This is a genomic window from Mycobacterium paragordonae (assembly GCF_003614435.1).
GTDB lineage: Bacteria > Actinomycetota > Actinomycetes > Mycobacteriales > Mycobacteriaceae > Mycobacterium > Mycobacterium paragordonae.
The window spans coordinates 5,391,709-5,412,387 of record NZ_CP025546.1 but is presented as its reverse complement, the minus strand read 5'-3'; the positions used below and the strand labels follow the sequence as shown (position 1 = coordinate 5,412,387).

Below are 20,679 nucleotides of genomic sequence, written 5' to 3'. Positions count from 1 at the left end.
GTAGCACTTACTACTCCAAAGAAGCTTTCCTGCAATGTAAGGAAGAGGATTGAGCCGGTGAGTTTCCTGACTTTGCCACCCGAGATCAACTCGCTGAACATGCTGCTCGGCGCGGGATCGGCGCCGATGTCGTCGGTGGCGACGGCCTGGGATGGTTTGGCTGCTGAGTTGGGTTCGGCGTCGTCGTTCTTCGAGTCGGTGACCTCGGGTCTGATTGACGGTGCCTGGCAGGGCCCGGCGGCGGGGGCGATGGCGGCTGCGGCTTCGCCGTATGCGGGGTGGCTGAGCGCTGCGGGTGCGGCGGCTGAGCAGGCTGCTGCTCAGGCCCGGGTGGTGGTGGCGGCTTTCGAGTCCGCGCGGTCGATGATCGTGCACCCGGCGCTGATCGCCGGCAACCGCAATTCGCTGGTGCGGCTTGCGATCTCAAACCTGTTCGGGCAGAACTGGCCGGCGATCGCGGCGGCCGAGGCGGCCTACGAGGAGTTCTGGGCCCAGGACATCGTGGCGATGCTGAGCTATCACGGCGGGGCGTCGGCGGCCGCGGCGGCGCTGACCCCGTTCACCAAATTGCCGCTGGGTCAATTGGCCGGCGCGGGCGGTCTGATTAATGCGGCGGTCTCGCAGCTGTCCGGCTTGGCAGGCGCCGGCGGCACCAACGTCAAGGCCGTCGTCGCAACCCTGAGTTCGGGGGGCGGCCTGAAGCTGGGCAGCCTGCTGGGCGGTTTCAACCTCAGCGGCGTGCTCAGCAGTTTGCACCTGGGCACCGGCAACCTCAACCTGAACCTGCGCAACCTAGGTCTGGGCGGCACCGGCGCCGGCGCGGCGGCCGCGGCGCACTGGGGTCGGCACAGCTTCGGATCGTGGGGTCACTTCGGCGGCTCGAACGTGCAGTCGCTGGTGACGGGTCTGTCCACCGGTGGTCTGGGTAATGTCCTGAGCGGCGGCGTCCTCAGCAGCGTAATCAGCACCGGCAGTCTGAGCAGCCTGTTGACCAGTCCGGCGGTGAGCACCCTGTTGGGCAGCCCGGCGGTCAGTAGCTTGGTGAACGGCAAGAGCCTGAGCAGTCTGTTGAGCAGCAAGTCGGTGAGTAGCCTGCTGAGCAGCCTGCATCTGAGCGCCGGCGACGTGAGCAGTGCGCTGAACCAGTTGGGTGTGGGTACCGGTGGGCCGAGTGCGGCGGCGACGTTGTCGACTCCGTGGGGCAACTTCTCGCTGAACCAGATCACTAACTACGTCAACTCCCACGGTGGCGTGCAGAGCGTGCTGAACAACTTGTCGAGTTCGCCGGCGTTTAACGCCTGGGTGAATTCCGGTGCGTTAGCCAGCCAGCTGAATAGCCCCGCGGTGACCAATCTGTTGAGCAACCAGGCGGTCACCACCGTGTTGAACAGCCCGGCGGTGAGCACCCTGTTGAGCAGCCCGGCGGTGAGCACCCTGTTGAGCAGCCCGACGGTGGGCAACGTGTTGCGCAGCCCGGCGCTGAGCGGGCTGTTTAGCAACTCGTCGGTGAGCAGCCTGCTCAGTGGTGTGCACCTGACCAACGGCAGCAGCCTGAGCAACCTGTTGTCCCAGTTGGGGGTGGGTGGCACCGGCGGGGCGAGTGCCGCGGCGGCGACATTGTCGACCCCGTGGGGCAACTTCTCGCTGAACCAGATCACTAACTACGTCAACTCCCACGGTGGCGTGCAGAGCGTGCTGAACAACTTGTCGAGTTCGCCGGCGTTTAACGCTTGGGTGAATTCTGGTGCGTTAGCCAGCCAGTTGAGCAGCCCTGCGGTGACCAGTTTGTTGAGCGGTCCGGCGGTGAGCACGCTGCTGAACAGCCCGTCGGTTAGCACGCTGCTCAGCAGTCCCTCGGTGAGCAGCCTGCTCAGCCCCGGGCGTCTGGGCAGCTTGTTGAGCAACCCGACCATCAGCAGCGTGCTGAGCGGGACGAATCTGTCTGCCAAGCTGAGCAGTCTGTTGAGTGTGCATTCGGTCGGCTCGGCGGAGGCCGCGGTTGCTGACGTCTTCGGTAATACCGGGACCGGCAACATCGGGTTCGGTAATACCGGGGATAACAACATCGGGTTCGGCAATACCGGTAACGGCAATGTCGGTATCGGTAACTCCGGTGTCGACCTGCGCGGGATTTTGAACTCGGGTGTGGGCAACTCTGGGCTGTTCAATACGGGTAGCTATAACACCGGTGTCGGTAATTCCGGTGTCGGTAACACCGGGCTGTTCAACCCGGGCAATTTCAATACCGGGATCGGTAACCGCGGCAGCTACAACACCGGAAGCTTCAATGAGGGCAGCTTCAACAGCGGTGACTTCAACAGCGGTGACACCAACACCGGTTGGTTCAATACCGGCAACCTGAATACCGGTATCGGCAACTCCGGGGACATCAACACCGGTATCGGCAACTCCGGCAACATGAACAACGGGATGTTCGTCCGGGGCGACGCCCAGGGCATGACCGGGTTTTCCTACTCGATCCACATCGACCAGATACCCGTGGACTTCGGCATGCGAGTCCCGTTGAACCTCACGATATCCGGTGGCACTTTCGACATCACCACTGTGCCGTTCACCGTCCCCCAGCTCCCGCTCACCCTCAGCGGCTTGCAGCCCGGCGGCTACGTCGGTCCCATCAACGTTCCGACGATAACGGTCAGCGGACCACAACTGAATCTCGTAGTCGGCGGCCAGGGTTACACGCTGTTCGGCGGCATCTCCGGCACCGTCGGGCCGATCGATATTCCGTTCTCGATCCCGGCGGGCCCGGGCTTCGGCAATACCTCCGGTGCCCCGTCGTCGGGGTTCTTCAATAGTGGTTCGGGTAGTTCCTCGGGTTTCTTCAATGTGGGTGCGGGCAGTTCGGGATGGCAGAACCTGGCGTCGAGTGCTTCGGGTGTGGGCAACGTGGGCGAGTTGGCCTCGGGCATGCGCAACCTGGGCAACAGCATGTCGGGCTGGTTCAACGCGAGCTCGCTGGACAGCGCGCAGGCGGCGGTCGTCTCGGGTTTCAGCAACGTCGGCAGCCAGGTTTCCGGGGCCTTCCACAACGCGGTGAGCGACTTCACCACCTTGAGCATCGGCCTGGGCAACCAGGGTGGGCTGAATGTGGGTGGCGGCAACATCGGCGACCTGAACTTCGGCTTGGGCAACGTGGGCGCCAACAACTTCGGCGGCGGCAACCTGGGCAACCTGAACTTCGGGTTCGGTGATCTGGGCAGCAACAACTTCGGGTTCGGCAACCTCGGTGATGGCAACATCGGCTTCGGCAACTCCGGCAGCGGCAACATCGGCTTCGGCAACACCGGGAACGGCAACGTCGGGTTCGGCAACTTCGGTAACGGCAACGTCGGCTTGGCGAACTGGGGTGACAACAACTCCGGTATCGGGTTGCTCGGCAGCGGCAATGTCGGCTTCGGTGGTTTGAATGCGGGCACCGACAATGTCGGGTTGTTCAACTCCGGTCACGGTAACCGCGGGTTCTTCAACTCCGGTACCGGTAACACCGGGATCGGCAACGCCGGTGACTACAACACCGGTATCGGCAACACCAGCATCGCGAACACCGGCATCGGCAATACCGGTAGCTACAACACCGGTATCGGTAACACCGGCAGCAACAACACGGGAAGTTTCAACGTCGGTAGCTTCAACACCGGTGATGCCAACCCGGGCGATCTGAACACCGGAAGCTTCAACGGCGGCAGCATTAACACCGGCTTCGCCAACGCCGGCGACCTCAACACCGGTTCGTTCAACACCGGCAGCATGAACCTCGGCTCCTTCAACCTGGCCGACAGCCAAGGACTGGACGGTATCACCATCCCGATCGATCTCCCGGCGATCCCGATCGACCTAGTGGTCGGTGCCAACGTGGCGATCCCGGTCACCGGTCAGATCAACCCGATCACCATCCAACCGATCCCTCAATTCGGCATCCCGGTAAGGGCTCAGATCAACGTTCTCTTCACCTTCACCTTCGCGGGAACGCTCGCGTCCCCAGTGGTAGACCCCATCGTCATCAACGCGATCGTCCTGAAGGACCTCATGGTCGGGGCGAACATACAGATACCGCTCGACATGACGCTGCTCGGCCGACTCAACCTCACGGTTCCGGGGCTACTCGGTATCGGAAACTCCTCGGGGTCGGTGTCGTCGGGGTACTTCAACGGAGGTTCCGTCGGTACATCTGGTTTCTTCAACTCCGGCGATCTGAGTTCGGGCTTCGCCAACGCCAACGGGGCGTTGACGTCGGGCTGGTACAACTCCGGTTCGTTGCTGTCGGGCTGGCAGAACATCGGGACCTCCATCTCCGGTTTCGCCAACACCAGCACGCTGGCCGCGAACACCCCGGCCCTGATCTCCGGCGTCGGCAACATCGGCAGCCAGGTCTCCGGCTTCTGGAACGGTCAGATGAGTGCGTTGCAAGCGGCGCTGGCGGCCATCTCGCCGCTGCAGGCGAGCCTCGTCACCACCACCACGTAGCGGCAGTTGGCGCAGCGGATCGGCGCGCCTTGGCCAGGCGTGGCGCCGCAACGTCGAATCGCAACACGCGAGGCGCGGTCAACAGCCGCGTGACAGACTGGATTTATGGCTGCGCTGTCGGCGGTGGTGTTCACGCTGAGCGGGTGGCTGGGGCTGTATCTACTGGCCCGCGATCCGCGCAAACCGGTGCTTGTGCTCGCCGCGATCGGGCTCTGCGGCTTCGCCTTGGTGGTGGCCCTGGACGCCGTGCGGAACACCAGTGCGGCGCACGCGCACCTGCTCAGCCAGCTCGAGGTCTACCTGGTGGCCGTGCCCGGAGTGGCGTGGTTCGCGGTCCTGCTCGAATTGGCCCGTCCGGCTGACAATCCCAAGGGGCGAACCGGCGAACTGCTGCTTGTCGGCGTTGTCGCCGCGCTGGCCCTGCTGGCCGCGGCGCTGGCCGGCAACGTCGACGGTCCGCTGAGGCCCGGCCACTGGCTGATGTCCGCGGTCATCTCCGTTTCCACCCTGGGCGCGATGGCCCGCAATGTGCTGCGGCCGACCCGGCCCGCGCCGGTCACCGGCGCAGTCGTCGTCGCGACGCTGTTCTTCGCACTGGCCAACGCCATCCTGATCATCCCGCTGGGATTGGTGCCGAGCTGGATTGCCTTGGCCTCGACGGGATTCGATGTCCTGCTGCTCGGAGTGGCTGTGGCCCTCTGGGACGCCTTCGACGAAGGCCACGCATTGCGGGCCGACATGCTGCGCTCCTTCGTCGGCTGCTCTGCCGTATCGCTGCTGTTCGGCGGTCAGGCTCTGGTCGGGCTCGCGATGACCCGGACCGATCCGACCGCGCAGACCGCGATGACCGTGCTGCTGTTCACCAGCCTGGCGATCGCGATCACGGTGCAGGTGTTGGCCGACCCGCTGGCCGGCATCATGGACCGGCTGGCGTTCTCCCGGTCGCCCGAGCTCCGGGCTGACCGGGCGGCACTGCGTGGTGCCGGGGCCGCGCTGCCGTTGCGGTCGGCGGACCCCCTGGTCGACGTGGACGACGACACTTTCGTTCGGCTGACCCGTCGGGCGCTGGGTCACTACGCCGACCTGACCAAGCTGGTCGCCAGCCCGCTGACCGCGCTGCCGGTGATCGACGAGCGGCTGGCCGCCCGGGGCGCTCCGGACCACCCGGTGGAGCGTGCCAACGAACTCAAGGCGGTGCTCGCCGACGGCATCAGCCGGCTCAAGCCCCGCGACGGCGGCGACTTCGGCACGACTGAGGAATGGCGCTACTACAACTCGCTGTACTTCCCCTACGTCGTAGGCGTGCGCGCCTACGCCCAGAACGCCACCGCCGCCGGATTGGATCCGACCGCGCGACAGGCCTGGCAGTGGCTGGTCACCGAGGTGCCGCAGCGTTCATTGCACAATTGGCAGAACGCGGCGGCGCGGTTGATCGCCGCCGATCTACGCGGCCGGGTCACAGTCCCCAGCGACTGATCCCACCGCGGTCTCTCACACACACCAGCAGACGGAGATGCCTGTGCCAGACAAACTGCCGCCCGCCCGCGTCGTGCGAGCACTCGAAGTGGTCCGTGACCGCCTAGCCCGGCTGCACCAGCGGATGGTGCCGGCCCCGGCGGCGATGATGGAACTGATCCTGGACGCGTGGGTCGCCCAGGCGGTCGCCGCGGCGGCCGAACTCGGCATCGCGGATGCGCTCGCCGGCGGGCCGTTGACCGCCGATGAGATCGCCGCCGCGGTCGGTGCGGACGCCGACGCGATCAGTCGCCTGCTCCGGGCGTTGATCGGTCGCGGTGTGTTCCGGCAGCGGCGCGACGGCCGCTACGACTTGAATCCGCTGGCCGACGCGTTGCGGAGCGACGCTGAGGTCTCGCTGGCCGGGATGGCCCGCTTTGTGGGGACCCGCCAGCAGCGGGAGCACTGGAGCGAGCTGACCGACGCCATCCGCAGCGGACGTTCCGTCGTCTCCAAGCTGCGTGGCAAACCGTTCTTCGAATACCTGGCCGGCGAGCCGGAGCTTTCGCGCATCTTCAACGACGCGATGACCAGCACATCCGATCTGTCGATCGCGCCGCTGGTCGCGGCCTACGACTTCAGCGGCTACTCCACCATCGTCGACGTCGGCGGGGGGCACGGCCGACTGCTCGCTGCGATCCTTAACGCGGCGCCGCAGGCCCGCGGCATCCTGTTCGACCAGCCCCAGGTGGTCGCCGACGCCCCGGCGGAACTTCGCGAGCACCGGGTCGAAGACAGAGTGCGGATCGTCGAGGGATCCTTTTTCGAGGACGAGTTACCCGGCGGCGGCGACGCGTACGTGCTGAAAAACATCATCCACGACTGGCCGGACGACGACGCGATAAGCATTCTTGGCAGAGTGCGCAAGGCCGCGGCGCCGGGCAGCCACGTCCTGTTGTTGGAACAGGTGATTCCCGACCACAACCGCGACATCCCGGCCAAGTGGATCGATCTGGAAATGCTGGTCATGGTCGACGGCCGGGAGCGAACCGAGGCCGAGTACGGCCGGCTGTTGCAGCAGGCGGGGTTCCAGCTGACGCGAGTGGTGGAAACCGCGTCGCCCTTCGGGATCGTGGAGGCCCGGGCCGTCTGATCTTCAGGCGGTACACCAGAAGAAATCCCAGGTCATGGGGTGTGTGGCAGTGATTGGCAGTGCCATGCGTCGATCTGGCAGTGCATAACCGGCACCGTCAGGAGTGTTCGACCGAACCAACGCCCCAACGCCTGAGGAGATCCGAACATGACCGCAATTTCCGGTGTGCAGCACCGCCCGCTATCCGACTCCAACGACTCGCTGCTCCGATTTGCGATGCGAGCCGACGCCACCCTGACGGGACTGATGGGGCTGGCCGTCGCAGTGGCGGCCGACCCCGTGTCGCGGCTGACCGGTCTGACGTCCGGTCAGGAATACAGCATGGGCGCTTTCTTCGTCCTTTACGGACTGGCCGTGTTCAGCCTGGCCGCGTTGCCGAACCTGCGTCGCGCGGGCCTTGGCGTCGTCGCGGCGAATCTGGTCTACACGGTCGCTGCGATCGCCGCCGCGGAGTTGGTGCCGATGACATCGATCGGGGTGGCCGCGACCCTGGCCAGCGGCGTCTACACGCTGGCGTTCGCCGGCCTGCAGTACCTGGGAGTGCGCCGCCTGGCGGCTTGACTCCCCTTCCCGCCGAGCGGGGTTGCCACCGCCTGAGCGTTGCGGTGAGCGGCCCCGCTCGGCCTTGTCCGTCCGAATAGCCGCCGGTTTACCGGAAGCCGGTAATTCCGGCGGATCGCCGAATGCCGGCGGCGACTGTGCAAACTGCACAGGAAAGGTCACCGCGTTGTGCAGTTTGCCTGTGGCGGTCAAAAGCGTTCTACGGGTTCCCTAGTAGAACCGACTGATTCCACGACGATTGCGCCGCGAACCGTCCATACTTCGAGTGATTTTCGCGCGCTGGCTCGACGAATAGCGATAGGACAAGCGATGTCATTCTTAGTAACCGCACCGGAATTGCTGGCGCAGGCCGCGTCCGACATAGCCGGGATCGGTTCCACGCTGAGCGAGGCCGCCGCCGCCGCGGCCGCCCCGACCACGGCGGTTGCCGCTGCGGGCGCTGACGAGATATCGGCCGCGGTCGCGGCACTGTTCTCCGGGCACGCGCAGACGTATCAGGCCCTCAACGCGCAGGCAGCGGCCTTCCACCAGCAGTTCGTCCAGACGATGACGGGTACCGGAGGCGCGTACGCAGCCGCCGAGGCCTTCAACGCCGCACAGAGCCTGCCCCAGGACGTGCTCGGCGTCATCAACGCGCCCACGATGGTGCTGTTCAATCGCCCGCTGATCGGGGACGGTGCCAACGGCGGCCCCGGGATGCGCGGTGGTGACGGCGGGATTCTCTACGGCAATGGCGGCGCCGGAGGCACCGGCGGATCCAACCAGGCCGGCGGAGCAGGCGGGAACGCCGGGCTGATCGGCAATGGCGGCGCCGGCGGAGCCGGCGGGACCAACACCGTCACTGGTAACGCCCAGAACGGTGGCGCGGGCGGCAGCGGCGGTTGGTTGTACGGAAGCGGAGGGAATGGCGGCGACGCCGGACCCAGGGCAGTCTTCGGTGCCGGTGCAGGCGGTGTCGGTGGAGCCGGCGGCAACGCGGGCCTGTGGGGTAGCGGTGGCATCGGTGGGAACGGCGGCGAAGGCGGCACCGGAGCCGGTCGGCCCGGCGGAGCCGGAGGCGTCGGTGGCAACGGTGGGTACATATACGGCGACGGAGGTGCCGGCGGCACGGGAGGCCTCGGCGGGGCCGGTGCCGGCGCTGGTGGTGCCGGCGGCCACGCCTGGACGATCGGCAACGGTGGAGCCGGTGGCACCGGCGGTCCCGCCGGCATCTCGAGCGGTGGCGGCAACGGTGGGCTGGGTGGCAACGCCGGTTGGCTCTACGGTGCGGGCGGTAATGGGGGCAACGGCGCAAGCGCCCAACTCGGCGGTACTGGCGGATCGGGTGGTAACGGTGGCAATGCCGGGCTATTTGGTGATGCGGGCTCTGGCGGTTACGGCGGCAACGGTGATAACGCGGCTCCCGGTAGTGGCGGGGACGGTGGGGTCGCGATATTCGGGAACGGCGGCAGCGGCGGCGCCGGCGGAAGCATGGTAGGCGCAATCAACTCGAGCCAACCGCTGGCCGGCGGCAACGGCGGCAACGGCGGGGTCTCCAGATTGTGGGGCAACGGCGGGAGCGGCGGCAATGCCGGCGCCGGCGAGACATCCAACACCGGTGGCATCGGCGGACACGGCGGGAACGGAGCGAACGCCGGGCTGCTGTTCGGCAACGGTGGAGTCGGCGGGGCCGGTGGAACCGGTGGCGGCGCCAACTTCGGCACCGGTATCAGTGCGGGTGGCGGCGGCAACGGCGGCATCGGCGGCGTCGCCGGGCTGTTCTACGGCAATGGCGGCGCCGGTGGCGGCGGCGGAGCCGGCGGCAATTTCACCGGCGGCACGGCCGGTGACGGGGGTGACGGCGGCGCCGGCGGCAACGCCAGGTTGATCGGCAACGGTGGTGCCGGCGGGGCGGGTGGACCGACCGGGGCCTTCACCAACCCGGGTAAAGCCGGCGTCGGCGCCGGCGGCGGTCTCGCCGGCATCCTGTTCGGCCAGCCGGGCGCCCACGGCTGACCCGCGCCTACAGCTTGCGCAGCCTCAGCCGGTTGATCGCGTGATCGGCGTCTTTACGTAGCACCAGGGTGGCCCGGGGCCGCGTCGGCAGGATGTTCTCGACCAGGTTGGGCCGGTTGATGGACCGCCAGATCTCCTTCGCCGCGACGACGGCCTGCGGGTCGGACAACGCCGAGTAGTGGTGGAAGTGCGATTCCGGGTTGGCGAACGACGTGCTGCGCATCGCCAGGAAGCGCGACACGTACCACTGCTCGATGTCCTCGATCCGGGCGTCCACATACAGCGAGAAGTCGAACAGGTCCGACACCATCAGCGTCGGGCCGGTTTGCAGGACGTTGAGTCCCTCCAGAATGAGGATGTCGGGATGCCGGACCACGTGCTTGGCGCCGGGAATGATGTCGTAGCGCAGGTGTGAATACACCGGCGCGCAGGCGTAGTCGGATCCGGACTTCACCGAGGTGACGAACCGCATCAGTGCCCGTCGGTTGTAGCTCTCCGGGAAACCCTTGCGGTGCATCAGGTTTCGTCGTTCCAGCTCCGCGTTGGGGTAGAGAAAACCGTCGGTGGTCACCAGGTCCACCCGAGGATGGTGATCCCAGCGGGCCAGCAGTGCCTGCAGCACGCGCGCCGTGGTCGATTTGCCGACAGCAACGCTGCCCGCAACGCCGATGATGAACGGCACCGGGCGGTCCGGGTTTTGCTGTGGCTCGCCCAGGAACTCCGCGGTGGCGGCGAACAAGCGTTGCCGGGCGGCTACCTGAAGGTGGATGAGCCGCGCCAGCGGCAGATAGACCTCTTCGACTTCCAGCAGGTCGAGTTGTTCACCGAGGCCGCGCAGCCCGACCAGTTCCTCTTCGGTGAGAGCCAGGGGTGTAGCCATGCGGAGCGCGCGCCATTGCCGTCGGTCGAACTCGACATAGGGGCTCGGCTCGCTCGGCCGCGGCATGGTGCCAGTCTCTCAGCAACGACGGCGGCACTGACGCTGGGGCCGGTCAAAACGCGACTCAGCTGCGCAACCAGGGTCTCGATAGACTGATGCCCGTGACTGCTACTCCTGGCGCCCGCGTCGCTTCCTCCGTTATGTCCGCCCCGCTTGCCGAGGTCGACCCCGATATCGCCGAGCTGCTGGGCAAGGAGCTCGGGCGGCAACGCGACACCCTCGAGATGATCGCCTCGGAGAACTTCGTGCCGCGCTCGATCCTGCAGGCCCAGGGCAGCGTGCTGACCAACAAGTACGCCGAGGGACTGCCCGGCCGGCGGTACTACGGCGGTTGTGAGCACGTCGACGTGGTCGAGAACATCGCCCGCGACCGCGCCAAGGCGCTGTTCGGTGCCGATTTCGCCAACGTGCAGCCGCATTCGGGCGCCCAGGCCAACGCCGCGGTGCTGCACGCGCTGATGTCGCCCGGGGAGCGCCTGCTTGGTCTCGACCTGGCCAACGGCGGTCATCTGACCCACGGCATGCGGCTGAACTTCTCCGGCAAGCTCTACGAGAACGCTTTCTACGGCGTCGACCCGACCACGCATCTGGTCGATATGGACGCGGTGCGGGCGCAGGCGCTGGAATTCCGTCCGAAGGTGCTGATCGCCGGCTGGTCCGCCTATCCCCGGATCCTCGACTTCGCGGCGTTCCGCTCGATCGCTGACGAGGTGGACGCCAAGCTGTGGGTGGACATGGCGCACTTCGCGGGCCTGGTAGCCGCCGGGCTGCACCCCTCTCCGGTGCCGCACGCCGACGTGGTGTCGACCACCATTCACAAGACGCTCGGCGGCGGCCGGTCCGGCATGATCCTGGGCAAGCAGGAGTACGCCAAGTCCATCAACTCAGCGGTGTTCCCGGGTCAGCAGGGCGGACCGCTGATGCACGTCATCGCCGGCAAGGCCGTCGCGCTGAAGATCGCCGCGACACCCGAGTTCGCCGAGCGTCAGCAGCGCACCCTGTCGGGGGCGCGCATCATCGCCGATCGCCTGATGGCCGACGACGTCGCCAAGGCAGGGGTGTCCGTGGTCAGCGGCGGCACCGACGTGCACCTCGTGCTCGTCGACCTGCGCAACTCCCCGCTGGACGGCCAGGCCGCCGAGGATCTGCTGCACGAGGTGGGCATCACGGTCAACCGCAACGCGGTCCCGAATGACCCGCGTCCGCCGATGGTGACGTCGGGCCTGCGCATCGGGACACCGGCGCTGACGACCCGCGGCTTCGGGGACGCCGAATTCTCCGAGGTGGCCGACATCATCGCGACCGCGCTGGCTGCCGGGACTTCGGCGGACGTCGCTGAACTCGGCGCGCGAGTGACACGGCTGGCCAGGGAGTTCCCGCTGTACGAGGGGATCGAGGACTGGGGTCTCGTCGGGCGCTGAGTCAGGCCGAAGAGACGTAAAGTCCCCCTTTTCCACGCGGAAGAGGGGGACTTTCCGTCTGCTCGCCACAGTGAGGCGCGACACGCCTTCGGAAATTTGAAAGAACCTGTGAATGCGGGTTACAGTTACCGCATGGCACAGAAACCTGTCGCTAACGCGCTGACCCTCGAACTCGAGCCCGTGGTGGAGTCCTTGCTGGCCCATCACCTGGCCACCGAAGAGATCTGGTTCGCCCACGACTACGTCCCGTTCGACCGCGGCGAGAACTTCGCGTTCCTCGGCGGGCGCGACTGGGACCCCTCCCAGGCGACGCTGCCCCGCCCGATCACCGACGCGTGCGAGATCATGCTGCTGCTCAAGGACAACCTGGCAGCCCATCACCGCGAGTTCGTCGAGCACTTCATCCTCGAGGACTACTGGGGCCGCTGGATCGGCCGGTGGACCGCCGAAGAGCACCTGCACGCCATCGCGCTGCGGGAATACCTGGTGGTGACCCGCGAGGTCGACCCGACCGCCAACGAAAACGCCCGCGTCCAGTACGTGATGAAGGGCTACCGCACCGAGAAGTACTCGCAGATCGACACGCTGGTCTACATGACCTTCTCGGAGCGCACCTACGGCACGTTCTGCCGCAACCTCGCCGCCCAGATCGAGGAGCCGATCCTGGCCGGACTCGTCGACCGGATCGCGAGAGACGAAGCGCGACACGAGGAGTTCTTCGCCAACCTGATCACCCACCTGCTGGATTACTCCCGCGACGAGGTGATCGAGGCCATCGCCCGCCGCGCTGCCGACCTCGACGTCCCCGGCGCGGACATCGACGCCTACCAGGACAAGCTGCAGGTCGTGGCCGACGCCGGCATCTTCGACCGCGGCCAGCTGCAGCAGGTGATCTCCGAGCGCATCACGGCCTGGGGCCTGGCCGACGAGCCGGCACTGCAGCGATTCGTCACCGACTAGGACCGACTAGCACCGGCTAGCGGGCCCGAAATCTGTTGCGTTTACGTGTCTCGATAGCGTCTCGGCGCGCCTGCACTGCAGGGGTGCGGCCACGGGAGTAGCGTCGCCGGTGATGGCCAGCGACTTGCTCTGCTGCCAGGGCGGCACCTTCCGTCACTCCAACGGCAGGACCGGCCCCGGTCCTGGTGCCGCGGCCCCCGCCGACACGCTCGCGTGGGTCCGCCCGAGCGTCATTCGCTCGAGGAGCGCCCCGTGACCCAAACCCGGACGTACGTGCTCGACACCTCCGTTCTGCTGTCCGACCCGTGGGCCTGCAGCCGGTTCGCCGAGCATGAGGTGGTAGTTCCGCTGGTGGTAATCAGCGAACTCGAAGCCAAGCGCCACCACCACGAACTGGGTTGGTTTGCCCGCCAGGCGTTGCGTCTGTTCGATGATCTGCGGCTGGAACACGGCCGCCTCGACCAGCCCATTCCGGTTGGTACAGAGGGTGGTTCACTGCATGTCGAACTCAACCACACCGACCCGTCGGTGCTGCCCTCCGGCTTCCGGACCGACAGCAACGACTCCCGGATCCTGAGCTGCGCCGCCAACCTCGCCGCCGAAGGCAAGCGAGTGACGTTGGTGAGCAAGGACATTCCGCTGCGGGTCAAGGCCGCTGCGATTGGCCTGCCGGCCGACGAGTACCACGCGCAAGATGTCGTGGTGTCCGGATGGACCGGCATGCGCGAGGTCGAGACCGCCCCGGACGACATCGCCGCCCTGTTCGCCGACGGTGAGATCGACCTGGCCGAGGCCCGGGACCTGCCCTGCCACACCGGGATTCGTTTGCTGGGCGGAAGCTCGCACGCGCTGGGCCGGGTAACTCCGGCCAAACGCGTACAACTCGTCCGCGGCGACCGCGAGGTGTTCGGGCTTCGGGGCCGCTCCGCCGAGCAGCGGGTAGCGCTGGACCTGCTGCTCGACGAATCGGTGGGCATCGTGTCGCTCGGCGGCAAGGCCGGCACGGGCAAGTCCGCCCTGGCACTGTGCGCAGGACTGGAAGCCGTGCTGGAACGCCGTACCCAGCGCAAGGTCGTCGTGTTCCGCCCGCTGTACGCCGTGGGCGGCCAGGAGTTGGGGTACCTGCCCGGAAGCGAGAGCGACAAGATGGGCCCGTGGGCCCAGGCCGTCTTCGACACCCTGGAAGGCCTGGCCAGCCCGGCCGTGCTGGATGAGGTGCTGTCGCGGGGCATGCTCGAGGTCCTGCCGCTGACCCACATCCGCGGCCGGTCGCTGCACGACTCCTTCGTCATCGTCGACGAAGCCCAGTCGCTGGAACGCAACGTGTTGCTGACCGTGCTGTCCCGGCTGGGCACCGGATCCCGGGTGGTGCTGACGCACGACATCGCCCAGCGCGACAACCTGCGGGTAGGCCGGCACGACGGGGTCGCCGCGGTGATCGAGAAGCTCAAGGGCCACCCGCTGTTCGCCCACATCACGCTGCTGCGCAGCGAGCGGTCGCCGATCGCCGCGCTGGTCACCGAGATGCTCGAGGAAATCGCCGGCCCGCACTGATACCCGGCTGTTGACTCTGCGCTGAGGGCGGAAAAATCGCGCGTCTAGCACCCTCTACGCAGGATCAACGCCGTCACCGCACACTCGACGTCGGGGCTGTGCGCCAGACGTTCGGTAAACTTCCCTGGTGCCGAAACGACCCGACAATCAGGCCTGGCGCTACTGGCGCATGGTCTTCGGCGTCGTGGTCGCGGCCGGGGTGCTGGTGATCGGCGGTCTCACCGGCCACGTCACCCGCGCCGACAACCCCAGTTGCGCGGCGGTCAAGTGCGTCGCGCTGACCTTCGACGACGGCCCCAGCCCCTACACCGACCGGCTGCTGCAGATCTTGAAAGACAACGACGCCAAAGCGACGTTCTTCGAGATCGGCAACAAGGTGGCGGCCAACCCGGCCGGCGCCAAACGGGTGGTCGACGCCGGTATGGAACTCGGCAGTCACACCTGGGAACACCCCAACATGACGACGATTCCTCCCGAGGACATCGCCGCGCAGTTCTCCCGAGCCAACGACGCGATCGTCGCCGCGACGGGCCGCAAGCCCTCGCTCTACCGGCCCGCCGGCGGACTCTCCAACCCCGCCGTGAGGCAGGCGGCCGGCAACTTCGGCCTCGCCGAAATCCTCTGGGACGTCATCCCTTTCGACTGGGCCAATGACTCCAATACCGCCGCGACCCGGCAGGTGCTGATGGCACAGATCAAACCGGGCTCGGTGGTCCTGTTCCACGACACGTACTCGAGCACCGTCGATCTGGTGTATCAGTTCATCCCGGTGCTCAAAGCGAACGGCTACCGGCTGGTGACGGTCAGTGAGCTGCTGGGACCGCGGGCACCCGGGAGCAGCTACGGAAGCCGGGATAACGGCCCACCCGTCAACGAGCTGCACGACATTCCGCCCGGCGACATTCCGGCGTTGCCGAACACCCCGTCGCCGAAGCCGATGCCCAATCTTCCGATCACCGACATTCCGGGGCAGAACTCGGGCGGGCCGAACAACGGTGCTTAAGGCAGAGTCGCCGAAATCTGCTCTGCGGCTGTCAGTTCAGTACGGCACCGACCTGGCGCTCGCGTACGTCATCGCCGTGATCGACTCGGCCGCGATCCTGATCCCGATGCGAGGCCACAGCCCCGCGGTGGCCAACGCCGACTTCGCCGAGAAGAACACGGCCCTGGTGGCGGTGCTGATCGTGCTGGGAACGATCTCGGTCGCGGTGATCGGGCCCATGATCCTGGCGCCCACCCTGCGCTGGTTCACCGCCGGGAACGAGCCGACACCCGAGCAACGCGACGCGGCGATGAAACTCGCGGGCCGGCAGTCGGCCTTGCTGGCTGCGACGTGGGCCGTGTGCGGCGTGATCGTGCTCCTGCCGAACACCGACGGCGGAGCCGCGGTGATGGTGCCGATTTCGCTCGGCGTGCTGATCGGCGGCGCCGCGGCGGCCGGTACGGGTTTGCTGCTCGCCCAGCGCACCCTGCGGCCGATCATGAGCGCGGCCACCCGCGGTTGCGAGCCGCGACTGATGGTGCCGGGCGTTTTCGCGCGACTCGTGCTGCTCTGGTTTCTGTGCAGCGCGTTGCCGATCGGGGTGATCGCGGCCTTCGTGGCGATGCGGTCCACCGGTTGGCTGGTCGAGCGGAACAACTCGCTCGACGTGCCGATTCTGGTGGTGTCGTTGGCGGCCCTGCTGCTGGGCATGCCGACGATGATCCTGACGTCGCGCTCGATTTCCGATCCGGTCGCCGAGGTCGCCGACGCTATGGCCGAGGTCGAGCACGGCCACATCGACACCTACGTCGGGGTGTACGAACGGTCCCAGATCGGGCGCCTGCAAAGCGGATTCAACCGGATGGTCAGCGGGCTGGAGGAACGTGACCGGCTCCGCGACCTGTTCGGCCGCCACGTCGGCCCCGACGTCGCGCGCCGCGCCCTGCAGGAGGGCGCCACCCTCTCCGGCGATGTGGTCGACGCGGCCATCCTTTACATCGACCTGGTCGGTTCTACGAAGCTCACCGAAAGCCTTCCGCCGCAACAGGTTGCCGAGGTGCTCAACGATTTCTTCCGAATCGTCGTAGGTACGGTCGAAGAATTTCAGGGGCTCATCAACAAATTCGAGGGCGATGCCGCACTCGTCATCTTCGGCGCGCCACTGCGCACGAGTGAACCGGCCGCGGCGGCCCTGGGCACCGCGCGGGCTCTGGGCGACAAACTGCGTCTGCTCCCGATGGTGGACTTCGGCATCGGCGTCTCGGCCGGACGAGTCTTCGCCGGCAACATCGGCGCCGAAAACCGCTACGAATACACGGTGATCGGTGACGCGGTCAACGAGGCCGCGCGACTGGCCGACCTCGCCAAGACCTCCGACCGCCGAATCCTGGGGTCAGGCGCCGCGATTGACCGCGCGGAGCGGGCCGAGCGCACCCGCTGGAACGAGTGCTATTCCACGGTGCTGCGCGGCCGGTCCGAGCGGACGCACGTCTGGACGCCGGCTATTTCTTCGAAACCTTCAGCGAAGCAATGACTTTGTCGACGATGGCCGCCGAGGCCTTGTCGCCGATGGCCGTCGCGCCCAGGAAGATGGTGACCGGTTTGGTGTCGACGGCGATGATCGTCACCGTGTCACCCTTCACGCCGCGCGTGGTGTCGGCGATCGTGACGTCGGCATCCACCCGGGCGGCCTTGACCCCGTCGACCGTCATCGACGACGTCTTCTTCGGGCCCAGCGTGGGATTCGACTGGACGTAGCCGGGGCCGTTGGCGACGCAGTCCATCAGCTTCGATGCCTGCGCGGTGACGTCCATGCTGGTCACGAAGTTGGTGACGGCGACCTCAACCTGCATCATCCACTGACTGGCGTTGGGTACCTCCGCGCCCAGGCCGACCGCGTCGATCATGTTGGGGTTCTGGTCGTCCACATACGGCTGCCATCCCGGCGCCACGCTGGTGGGGAACGACAACTTGCCGGCCGAGACCGTGTCGCCGGTGGGTTTGTTGCCACCGGAGACGTTGGGAGTGCAGTCCGTCGCGGTCTGCATCGACGTGTCGGGAGCCGACGTCGCGGCGCTCGTCGTCCCCGACGGGCCCGCCGTCGGGGACTCGTTTCCATTGCCCTTCAGCGAGACCACCAGGATCACCACCAGCACGATGACGCCCAGCACCGCGATGCCGGCGACGATCAGCCACGGCAGCTTCGAATTGCCACCGGACGGCGGGGGACCGGGTGGGTAGCCTCCCTGCTGCCAGCCAGGTTGTCCGGGGGGACCGAATTGCTGAGGCGGATAACCGCCGGGGACGCCATACGGGTCGGTGCCCGGCGGGTACTGACCACCCGGTGGGGGATACGGGTAGGAGCCGGGCGGCGGGCCCTGCGGCTGTCCGGGCGGTGGGCCCTGCGGCTGTCCGGGTGGCTGGCCCTGGGGCTGGCCGCCCCAATACGGTTGCTGCCCATACGGGTTCGTGCCGTAGGGATCCTGACCGTAGGGACCGCCGGGGGGAACCGTCATTACTGAATCACCCTTACTCTCACCGGCCGCCTCTACGCTGAGATAGCCACACAACCGCGTCCACCGCAGGGTACCTGCGGGCCGCCACCATCCGAGTCAGTCGAGCGGCTCGACCTTCGCCATCGCCAGCACGTCGAGGCGGCGATCCAGCTCCTCTTCCGACAACTTGTCGCCGATCAGGCCGCGATCGATGACGGTCTGCCGGATCGTCTTGCGCTCCTTGAGCGCCTGCTTGGCCACCGCGGCCGCCTCCTCGTACCCGATGGCCGAGTTCAGCGGGGTCACGATCGACGGCGAGGACTCGGCCAGCTCGCGCAGGTGCTCGACGTTGGCGACCAGTCCGGTGATGCACCGGTCCGCGAACAGCCTCGAAACGTTGGTCAGCAGCTTGTACGACTCGAGGATGTTGCGGGCCATCATCGGGATGTAGACGTTGAGCTCGAAGGCGCCCGACAAGCCGCCGACCGCGACCGCGGCGTCATTGCCGATCACCTGCGCGGCCACCTGGGTAACCGCTTCGGGCAGAACCGGATTCACCTTGCCCGGCATGATCGAGCTGCCCGGCTGCAGGTCGGGCAGCTGGATTTCGGCCAGGCCGGTCAGCGGGCCCGAACCCATCCAGCGGATGTCGTTGGCGATCTTGGTCAGGGACACCGCGATGGTGCGCAGCGCGCCGGACGCCTCGACCAGCCCGTCGCGGGCCGCCTGCGCCTCGAAAGAGTTTGTCGCCGTGCGCAACTCGGACAGGCCCGTCGATTCGACCAGCACCGCCACCACCCGGACGCCGAATCCTTCGGGGGCGTTGAGGCCGGTGCCGACCGCGGTGCCGCCGATCGCCAGTTCACCCAGCCGGGGCAGGGTCGACCGCACCCGCTCGATGCCGGCCTCGATCTGGCGCGCGTACCCGCTGAACTCCTGGCCGAGAGTCACCGGGACGGCATCCATCAGGTGGGTGCGTCCGGACTTGACTACCGTCTGCCACTCGAGTGCCTTGGCCGACAACGCGTTCTGCAGCACTTCGAGCGCGGGAATGAGATGACGCACCGCGGCCTCGGTGGCCGCGATGTGGGTCGCGGTCGGGAACGTGTCGTTGGACGACTGCGACATGTTGACGTCGTCGTTGGGGTGCACCTTCACCCCGTTGGCCGCCGCGATCGACGCGATCACCTCGTTGGTGTTCATGTTCGAACTGGTCCCCGAGCCCGTCTGGAAGACGTCGATGGGGAACTGGTCGTCGTGCTTGCCGTCGGCGATCTCGGCGGCCGCGGCGATGATCGCCTCGGCCTTCTCCGGGTCCAGCAGCCCGAGGTCCTTGTTCACCTGCGCGCAGGCGCCTTTCAGCAGACCCAGCGCCCGGATCTGGGTGCGCTCCAGACCGCGACCCGAGATCGGGAAGTTCTCCACCGCGCGCTGGGTTTGCGCGCGCCACAACGCGTTCACCGGCACCCGGACCTCGCCCATGGTGTCGTGCTCGATGCGGTATTCGCCTTCGGGAGCGCCTGAATCGGCCATAGATAAGATCCTTGCTTTTATAGGTGTCAGGGCAGGGGATAGGCGGCGTTGCTGTCGCCGGTGAAGTCGATTGCCGAGTATTCGTTGAGCTTGGACAGCCGGTGGTAGGCCTCGATCATGCGCACGGTGCCCGACTTGGAACGCATCACGATCGACTGCGTGGTGCAGCCACCCGGGTAGTAGCGCACGCCTTTGAGCAGGTCGCCGTCGGTGACGCCGGTGGCGCAGAAGAATACGTTCTCGCCGGACACCAGGTCGGTGGTGGTCAGCACCCGCCCGACGTCGTGGCCGGCGTCGATGGCCTTCTGGCGCTCGGCGTCGTCCTTGGGTGCCAACTGTGCCTGGATGGCGCCGCCCATGCAGCGGATCGCCGCCGCGGTGATGATGCCCTCCGGGGTTCCGCCGATACCGGCCAGCATGTCGGTGCCCGAACCCGGCCGACAGGCCGAGATGGCTCCGGCGACGTCCCCGTCGGTGATGAGCCGGATCCGGGCGCCGGTGGCGCGGACGTCGGCGATCAACTGGGCGTGCCGGGGGCGGTCCAGGATGCATACGGTCATGTCCCGCACCGACAGTTCCTTGACCCGGGCGACCGCCCGGACGTTCTCGGCGATCGGGGCGGTGATGTCCAGCACGTGGGCGGCATCGGGGCCGACGGCGATCTTGTTCATGTAGAACACCGCCGAGGGGTCGAACATCGCCCCGCGGTCGGCCACTGCCAGGACCGAGATCGCGTTGGGCATGCCTTTGCTCATCAGCGTGGTGCCGTCGATGGGGTCGACGGCGAAGTCGCAGTCGGGGCCGTCGCCGTTGCCGACTTCCTCGCCGTTGTAGAGCATCGGGGCTTCGTCTTTCTCGCCTTCACCGATGACCACGACGCCGCGCATCGAGACCGAGTTGACCAGTTCTCTTATCGCGTCGACGGCCGCGCCGTCGCCACCCTCCTTGTCGCCGCGGCCCACCCAGCGACCGGCGGCCATAGCGCCGGCCTCGGTGACGCGCACCAACTCGAGAGCCAGGTTTCGGTCGGGGGCTTCGCCACGCGGTCGGGCGTGCGACGGTGTCGCAACGGTCGGCGACGAGCCTGATCCCTGTGCAGTCATGGTTGGCGCCCTTCGTTCATGGTTGCAGATTGTCCCAGAAGC

At 67.0% G+C, this 20,679-nt stretch carries 14 protein-coding genes; 10 read left to right on the top strand and 4 right to left on the bottom strand.

Annotation, left to right across the window (positions count from 1 at the left end):
- Window positions 1–57: 57 nt before the first annotated feature.
- The 5 genes from C0J29_RS24125 (at window position 58) to C0J29_RS24105 (ending at window position 9,649) form a co-directional block, all read left to right on the top strand.
- On the top strand, window positions 58–4,485 hold the full coding sequence (locus C0J29_RS24125; RefSeq protein ID WP_120793779.1) for a PPE family protein: 4,428 nt from the start codon (window positions 58–60) through the stop codon (window positions 4,483–4,485).
- Window positions 4,486–4,590: 105 nt separating this feature from the next.
- Window positions 4,591–5,961: a hypothetical protein gene (locus tag C0J29_RS24120; RefSeq protein ID WP_065162882.1), complete on the top strand. Its 1,371-nt coding sequence runs from the start codon at window positions 4,591–4,593 to the stop codon at window positions 5,959–5,961.
- 37 nt (window positions 5,962–5,998) lie between these two features.
- The gene (locus C0J29_RS24115) at window positions 5,999–7,093 is read left to right on the top strand and encodes a methyltransferase (protein WP_065162883.1); all 1,095 of its coding nucleotides are present in this window, start codon (window positions 5,999–6,001) and stop codon (window positions 7,091–7,093) included.
- 147 nt (window positions 7,094–7,240) lie between these two features.
- Window positions 7,241–7,654, top strand: coding sequence for a hypothetical protein (locus C0J29_RS24110; RefSeq protein WP_065048863.1), 414 nt, complete (start codon window positions 7,241–7,243; stop codon window positions 7,652–7,654).
- Between the two features lie 309 nt (window positions 7,655–7,963).
- Window positions 7,964–9,649 carry a PE family protein gene (locus C0J29_RS24105; protein WP_120793778.1) on the top strand — a complete coding sequence of 562 codons (1,686 nt, stop codon included), beginning with the start codon at window positions 7,964–7,966 and terminating at the stop codon, window positions 9,647–9,649.
- A gap of 7 nt (window positions 9,650–9,656) precedes the next feature.
- On the opposite strand, the gene coaA is transcribed toward C0J29_RS24105, so the two are convergent.
- Window positions 9,657–10,595 (bottom strand): type I pantothenate kinase, encoded by a 939-nt coding sequence (gene coaA, locus C0J29_RS24100; RefSeq protein ID WP_065048859.1) that lies wholly within the window; start codon window positions 10,593–10,595, stop codon window positions 9,657–9,659.
- Window positions 10,596–10,729: 134 nt separating this feature from the next.
- Here coaA and glyA point away from each other — a divergent pair, with 134 nt between their 5' ends.
- The 5 genes from glyA (at window position 10,730) to C0J29_RS24075 (ending at window position 17,040) form a co-directional block, all read left to right on the top strand.
- Window positions 10,730–12,010, top strand: a complete 1,281-nt coding sequence (gene glyA, locus C0J29_RS24095; protein ID WP_065048857.1) for a serine hydroxymethyltransferase — start codon at window positions 10,730–10,732, stop codon at window positions 12,008–12,010.
- 132 nt (window positions 12,011–12,142) lie between these two features.
- The gene (locus C0J29_RS24090; protein WP_065048855.1) at window positions 12,143–12,970 is read left to right on the top strand and encodes an acyl-ACP desaturase; all 828 of its coding nucleotides are present in this window, start codon (window positions 12,143–12,145) and stop codon (window positions 12,968–12,970) included.
- A gap of 252 nt (window positions 12,971–13,222) precedes the next feature.
- The gene (gene phoH2 / locus C0J29_RS24085; protein ID WP_065048853.1) at window positions 13,223–14,524 is read left to right on the top strand and encodes an RNA 5'-3' helicase PhoH2; all 1,302 of its coding nucleotides are present in this window, start codon (window positions 13,223–13,225) and stop codon (window positions 14,522–14,524) included.
- A gap of 127 nt (window positions 14,525–14,651) precedes the next feature.
- Window positions 14,652–15,527: a polysaccharide deacetylase family protein gene (locus C0J29_RS24080; protein WP_065048851.1), complete on the top strand. Its 876-nt coding sequence runs from the start codon at window positions 14,652–14,654 to the stop codon at window positions 15,525–15,527.
- Between the two features lie 52 nt (window positions 15,528–15,579).
- On the top strand, window positions 15,580–17,040 hold the full coding sequence (locus C0J29_RS24075) for an adenylate/guanylate cyclase domain-containing protein (protein WP_120794943.1): 1,461 nt from the start codon (window positions 15,580–15,582) through the stop codon (window positions 17,038–17,040).
- On the opposite strand, the gene C0J29_RS24070 is transcribed toward C0J29_RS24075, so the two are convergent.
- The 3 genes from C0J29_RS24070 to glpX form a co-directional block, all read right to left on the bottom strand.
- Entirely contained in the window at window positions 17,009–18,022 is a 1,014-nt protein-coding gene (locus C0J29_RS24070; protein ID WP_120793777.1) for a hypothetical protein, read from the bottom strand. The genes C0J29_RS24075 and C0J29_RS24070 overlap by 32 nt on opposite strands.
- A 96-nt stretch (window positions 18,023–18,118) precedes the next feature.
- A complete protein-coding gene (locus C0J29_RS24065) occupies window positions 18,119–19,534 on the bottom strand; it encodes a class II fumarate hydratase (RefSeq protein ID WP_120793776.1) in 1,416 nt (471 codons plus the stop codon).
- 26 nt (window positions 19,535–19,560) lie between these two features.
- Window positions 19,561–20,637: a class II fructose-bisphosphatase gene (gene glpX, locus C0J29_RS24060; protein ID WP_065048844.1), complete on the bottom strand. Its 1,077-nt coding sequence runs from the start codon at window positions 20,635–20,637 to the stop codon at window positions 19,561–19,563.
- Window positions 20,638–20,679 lie beyond the last annotated feature (42 nt).